The 5,261-nt window shown below is 72.2% G+C and carries 5 protein-coding genes; 2 read left to right on the top strand and 3 right to left on the bottom strand.

Features of this window, described 5'->3' with window-relative positions:
• Positions 1-177: 177 nt before the first annotated feature.
• The gene (locus DBR36_RS05145) at positions 178-933 is read right to left on the bottom strand and encodes an SDR family oxidoreductase (protein ID WP_108317862.1); all 756 of its coding nucleotides are present in this window, start codon (positions 931-933) and stop codon (positions 178-180) included.
• A 182-nt stretch (positions 934-1,115) separates the two neighbouring features.
• Between DBR36_RS05145 and DBR36_RS05140 the strand changes: the two genes are divergently transcribed.
• Positions 1,116-2,438, top strand: coding sequence for a bifunctional o-acetylhomoserine/o-acetylserine sulfhydrylase (locus tag DBR36_RS05140; RefSeq protein ID WP_108317861.1), 1,323 nt, complete (start codon positions 1,116-1,118; stop codon positions 2,436-2,438).
• Between the two features lie 112 nt (positions 2,439-2,550).
• Here DBR36_RS05140 and DBR36_RS05135 read toward each other — a convergent pair whose 3' ends face one another.
• Positions 2,551-3,249, bottom strand: coding sequence for an SDR family NAD(P)-dependent oxidoreductase (locus DBR36_RS05135; protein WP_108317860.1), 699 nt, complete (start codon positions 3,247-3,249; stop codon positions 2,551-2,553).
• Between the two features lie 122 nt (positions 3,250-3,371).
• Here DBR36_RS05135 and DBR36_RS05130 point away from each other — a divergent pair, with 122 nt between their 5' ends.
• The gene (locus DBR36_RS05130; RefSeq protein ID WP_108317859.1) at positions 3,372-4,577 is read left to right on the top strand and encodes a homoserine O-acetyltransferase; all 1,206 of its coding nucleotides are present in this window, start codon (positions 3,372-3,374) and stop codon (positions 4,575-4,577) included.
• 63 nt (positions 4,578-4,640) lie between these two features.
• Here the strand turns inward: DBR36_RS05130 and DBR36_RS05125 are convergent.
• On the bottom strand, positions 4,641-5,261 hold a 621-nt coding region (locus tag DBR36_RS05125), incomplete at its 5' end, for an MFS transporter (RefSeq protein ID WP_146185238.1).

Genomic DNA, 5,261 nt, shown 5'->3' with positions numbered 1-5,261 from the left:
GCCGTGGTCGGCACGGCGGCGCCGTTCGCGGGCTACGTCACGGTGTGGATCGTCTGCAGCGCGGGCGGATTCCTCGCCGCGATCCTGCTGCTGTGCGTGCCCCGGGTCGCCTTCGCGGATGCCGAGACCACCGACATCACGGTACGGGACGCGGCCCGATAGCCACCCCGTGCCCGCTCAGCGGGTCTTCAGCGGCCCCCGCGCCAGCAGGTGCTGCGCCGACTGCGCGACCGGCCGCAGCGTCACCAGGTCGAGGTTGACGTGGCCCGGAGCGTCCAGGGCGTAGGCGATGACGTCGGCGACGTCCTCGGCGACGAGCGGCGCCTCGACGCCCTCGTAGAGCTTGTCGGCGGCGGCGCGGTCGCCGCCCAGGCGGTTCAGCGAGAACTCCTCGGTGCGCACCATCCCCGGAGCGATCTCGGTCACGCGCAGGGGTTCGCCGTTGAGCTCCTGCCGCAGCGCGTGCACCAGCATGGACTCCCCCGCCTTGGCCGCGTTGTACCCGCCCCCACCGGGGTAGGCCGTCTGCGCCGCGGTCGAGGTGACGAACAGCACGTCGGCGTGGCCGACGTCGTCGGCCGCGCGCCGCAGGGCGGGAAGAAGGGATGCCACCAGCTGCTGCCCCGCCAGCACGTTGACCTCGAACATCCACCGCCAGTCCTCGGGGTCGCCGTCCTCGATCCGGTCGGTGCCGCGGGCGCCTCCGGCGATGTGCACGAGCGCGTCGACCCCGCCGGTCTCGTCCAGCCACGCCGCGAGCGCGGCGATGTCGTCGGCGTCGGTCAGGTCGGCCGCGCGCGCGACGACGCCGGTCTCGGCGGCCAGGGCGGCCAGACGGTCGGCGCGCCGGGCGACCCCCACGACCTCCCACCCGCGGGCGCGCAGCAGCCGTGCGGTCGCCTCTCCGATACCCGAACTGGCCCCGGTCACCATCGCGCGTCGCGTCATGGCATCCACGGTAGTGGTCCCCTCGGACCCCTCGGGGCTCCGCTTCCCGGCGATGCCGCGCGTGGTATTACGGAGCGTGTCCGGCGCGGTTGTCGGCGTCGGGGGCGGTCCCTACGCTCGCAGGAGGCCATGGCGACCGCCCGGCCTGACGAAGCTGAGGAGCAGTCATGTCGGCACCCGAGAACTGGCGTTTCGAGACCAAGCAGATCCACACGGGCGCGCAGCCCGATCCGGTCACCAAGGCCCGCGCCACCCCGATCTACCAGACCACCTCGTATGTGTTCGACAACGCCGATCACGCCGCGAACCTCTTCGCGCTCGCCGAGTTCGGCAACATCTACACGCGCATCCAGAACCCCACGCAGGACGTCGTCGAGCAGCGCGTCGCGGGCCTCGAGGGCGGCACCGGCGCCCTCCTCGTCGCCAGCGGCCAGGCCGCCGAGACCTTCGCGGTGCTGAACATCGCCGAGGCGGGCGACCACATCGTCTCGTCGAGCTCGATCTACGGCGGCACGTACAACCTGTTCAAGTACACCCTCGCCAAGCTCGGCATCGAGACGACGTTCGTCGAGAACCAGGACGACCCCGAGGAGTGGCGCGCCGCCGTGCGCCCGAACACCAAGCTGTTCTTCGCCGAGACGATCGGCAACCCGAAGATCAACGTCCTCGACATCCGCTCGGTCGCCGACGTGGCGCACGAGGCCGGTGTGCCGCTCATCGTCGACAACACCATCGCGACGCCCTACCTCATCCGCCCCTTCGTGCACGGTGCCGACATCGTCGTGCACTCGGCGACGAAGTTCCTCGGCGGTCACGGCACCGTCATCGGCGGCGTCATCGTCGACGGCGGCACCTTCGCGTGGTCCGCGCACGCGGACCGCTTCCCGGGCCTGACCACCCCCGACCCCTCGTACCACGGGGCGGTGTACACCCAGGCGGTCGGCGACGGCCTGGCCTACATCATCAAGGCGCGCGTGCAGCTGCTGCGCGACCTGGGCGCCTCGATCGCCCCGCAAAGCGCGTGGCAGCTCATCCAGGGCATCGAGACCCTGTCGCTGCGCATCGAGCGCCACGTCCAGAACGCGCAGGAGATCGCGGAGTGGCTCGAGGCGCACCCCGAGGTCGCGACCGTGAACTACTCGGGCCTGCCGACCTCGCCCTGGTACGCCGCGGCGAACAACTACGCCCCCAAGGGCGTGGGCGCGGTGCTCTCGTTCGAGCTCAAGGGCGGGGTCGAGGCGGGCCGCGAGTTCGTCAACTCGCTCAGCCTGTTCAGCCACCTCGCCAACATCGGCGACGTCCGCTCGCTGGTCATCCACCCCGCGTCCACGACGCACTCGCAGCTGACCCCCGAGCAGCAGCTGACCGCGGGGGTCACCCCCGGGCTGGTGCGTCTGTCGGTGGGTCTCGAGAACATCGACGACCTCAAGGCCGACCTCGACCAGGCCCTCGCAGCCGCGCGCCGGTTCTCCGAGGCAGCCCGCGCCTGACCCGCGCTCGCACGACGCCCCGCCCCGGCCCATCCGGCGCGGGGCGTCCGTGCGAGGCGCCGGGCTCTGTCCCCTCCGCCGCCCCGAGCGACACCACTCCCGCCGGAGGAGGTCAGATCTTCTGGCGCGGGCGGAGGCTCCCCAGACCCCCGTCGACGCCGAGCACCTGACCCGTCATCCAGGCGTTCTCCGGCGCCAGCAGGAACTCAACCGCTCGGGCGACGTCATCGGGCTCGCCGAGGCGGCCGAGCGGGTGCATCGCCTCCGACACCTTGCGCGACATGTCGCTCGACGTGAGCTTCTCGGTCAGCCGCGTCTGCACGAGACCCGGCGCGACCGCGTTGACCCGCAGTCCGTGAGCGGCGTAGCTCGCCGCGGCCGACAGGGTCAGACCGATCACGCCGGCCTTGGCCGCGGCGATGCCGTCGTGGTTCGGCAGACCCGCCAGCGCCGCCGCCGACGACACCAGCACCACGGCGCCGCCGCCGCGCATGTGGGCCCCCGCCGCCCGCACCGCCGCGAACGCGGTCGTCAGCGACGCCGCGATCAGACCGTCGTACTGCTCGCGCGAGGTCAGGTGCGCGGGCTTGAGCAGCATCGAGCCCGCGAACACCGCGATGCCGTCCAGCTCCCCCGCCTCGGCGACGACCCGATCGACGGCGTCGAAATCGGTGGCATCCAGCACGTGATCCGGCTCGATGACCGAGGAGTCCCGTGCCGTGGTGATGACGCGGTGTCCCGCGTCGCGCAGTCGTGTCGCCGTCGCCCCGCCGATGTCGCTCGAGGCCGCGATGAGGAGGAAGTTCGCCATGCCGCGATCATGACCAGCGCCCCCGACTCGCGACGGGGGGTGGACATTTCGCGCACGAGGCGTTCCGTCCCCGGGACGTAACAGTCGGCGGCATCCCCCGCCCTCCGGGGAGAATGGATGCCATGGACTGGCAGATCTCCGAAGACACGGTGCCCTCGGCCCCGGTGACGGAGGCCGACGCGCGGTCGCTGCTCGGCCGTCCCCCGGCGACGGGCGCGTGGCGCGACGGCGACCCCGCGGGCGATCGCCGCTTCGCCTCGTTCGGGATGTTCGCGACCGAGAGCGGCGAATCCCTCCCCCACGTGCGGCTCGCGTACGAGTCCTGGGGCGAGCTCTCGCCCGATCGCGACAACGCCGTGCTGATCCTGCACGCCCTCACCGGCGACAGCCACGTGCGCGGCGCCGCGGGTCCCGGTCACCCGACCGCCGGTTGGTGGAGCGATCTCGTCGGGCCGGGCGCCGCGATCGACACCGACCGTTTCTTCGTCGTCGCCCCGAACATGCTGGGCGGATGCCAGGGCTCGACCGGCCCCGCCAGCATCGCGCCCGACGGGTACGAGTGGGCCTCGCGCTTCCCCTACCTGACCGTCCGCGACCAGGTCGCCGCGCAGGCGCTGCTCGCCGACGAACTCGGCGTCGGGCGCTGGCACGCGGTCGTGGGCGGGTCGATGGGCGGCATGCACGCCCTGGAGTGGGCGGTCGGTCATCCCGACCGCGTCGCCCGCGCCGCGATCCTGTCGGCGCCGCCGGTCACCACCGCCGACCAGATCGCGCTGAACTCGGTGCAGATGGACACCGTGCGCACCGACCCCCGCTTCGCCGGAGGGCAGTACTACGACGCCGGCGACGGCGACGGCCCCCACCGCGGACTCGCCCTGGCGCGGCGGATGGCGCTGCTGAACTACCGCAGTCCCACCGAGCTGAACCAGCGGTTCCAGCGCTCCTGGCAGTCGGGCGTGAGTCCGCTCGGCCGCGGCGGGCGTTTCGCGGTCGAGTCGTACCTCGACTTCCACGGCAACAAGTTCACGCGCCGCTTCGACGCCAACAGCTACCTGACGCTGGTGCAGGCGATGAACTCCCACGACGTGGGCCGCGACCGCGACGGCGTCGAGGACGCCCTGGCGCGGGTCACCGCGACCACCCTAGTCCTGGGGATCGACAGCGACCGCCTGTTCCCCATCGACGGACAGCACCGCATCGCCCGGGGCATCCCCCGCACTCTCGACGGCGACGCGGCGGTCGTGCTGTCGAGCGACTTCGGGCACGACGGCTTCCTCATCGAGACGGCCGCCGTGGCGATGCACCTGCGCCGGCTCTTCGCGAGCTGAACCCGACCGGGGGCGGGGGCGCGGCATCCGACACTCCGATCGCGACCGACCGCGCGCCGTGCCTCAGCGCTGCGTGGGGATCGATCCGGTGATCGCGGTGGTCGCCGCCTCGGCGGCCGGCATGCGGTGCGCCGGGTGGCGTCCCGAGCGGTCCTCGACGCGGTACGAGATCACCGCCACGATCAGCCCGCCCAGGGCGAGCAGGGCACCGACCCAGGCCGGCGCGACCAGGCCGAGGCCCGCGGCGATGGCGAGCCCGCCGAGGAAGGCGCCGAGGCTGTTGCCGATGTTCAGGGCCGAGTGGTTCAGCGCGGCGGCGATCGACTGGTTGTCCTCGGCGACGTCCATCAGTCGTGTCTGGATCGACGGGCTGAGCGCGGCCCCGCAGAACGCCACGAGGAAGGCGAACAGCACCAGACAAACGATCCATTGGGCCGTCAAGGCGAGACCGATGGATGCCACGGCCAGCGCGATCAGACCGACGTACAGCCAGAAGCGCAGGTCTTTGTCGGCGAGCGCCCCGCCGACGATGTTGCCGATCGTCATGCCCACGCCCACCAGCACGAGCACGAGCGACACCGCCCACTCGGGCTGGCCCGCGACGTCGGTGATCATGGGCGCGATGTAGCTGTACATCGCGAAGAAGCCGCCGAACCCCACCGCCCCGATCCCCAGGGCGAACCA

It is taken from the genome of Microbacterium sp. HMWF026 (assembly GCF_003061325.1).
In the GTDB taxonomy this organism is placed as follows: Bacteria; Actinomycetota; Actinomycetes; order Actinomycetales; family Microbacteriaceae; genus Microbacterium; species Microbacterium testaceum_E.
Note: the sequence above shows the minus strand (reverse complement) of the source record. Positions and strands in the feature narration are given on the sequence as shown.

Coding starts and splice junctions, on each gene's coding strand:
- DBR36_RS05145 (WP_108317862.1), bottom strand. CDS start 933: ATGGTGACCGGGGCCAGTTCGGGTATCGGAGAGGCGACCGCACGGCTG.
- DBR36_RS05140 (WP_108317861.1), top strand. CDS start 1,116: ATGTCGGCACCCGAGAACTGGCGTTTCGAGACCAAGCAGATCCACACG.
- DBR36_RS05135 (WP_108317860.1), bottom strand. CDS start 3,249: ATGGCGAACTTCCTCCTCATCGCGGCCTCGAGCGACATCGGCGGGGCG.
- DBR36_RS05130 (WP_108317859.1), top strand. CDS start 3,372: ATGGACTGGCAGATCTCCGAAGACACGGTGCCCTCGGCCCCGGTGACG.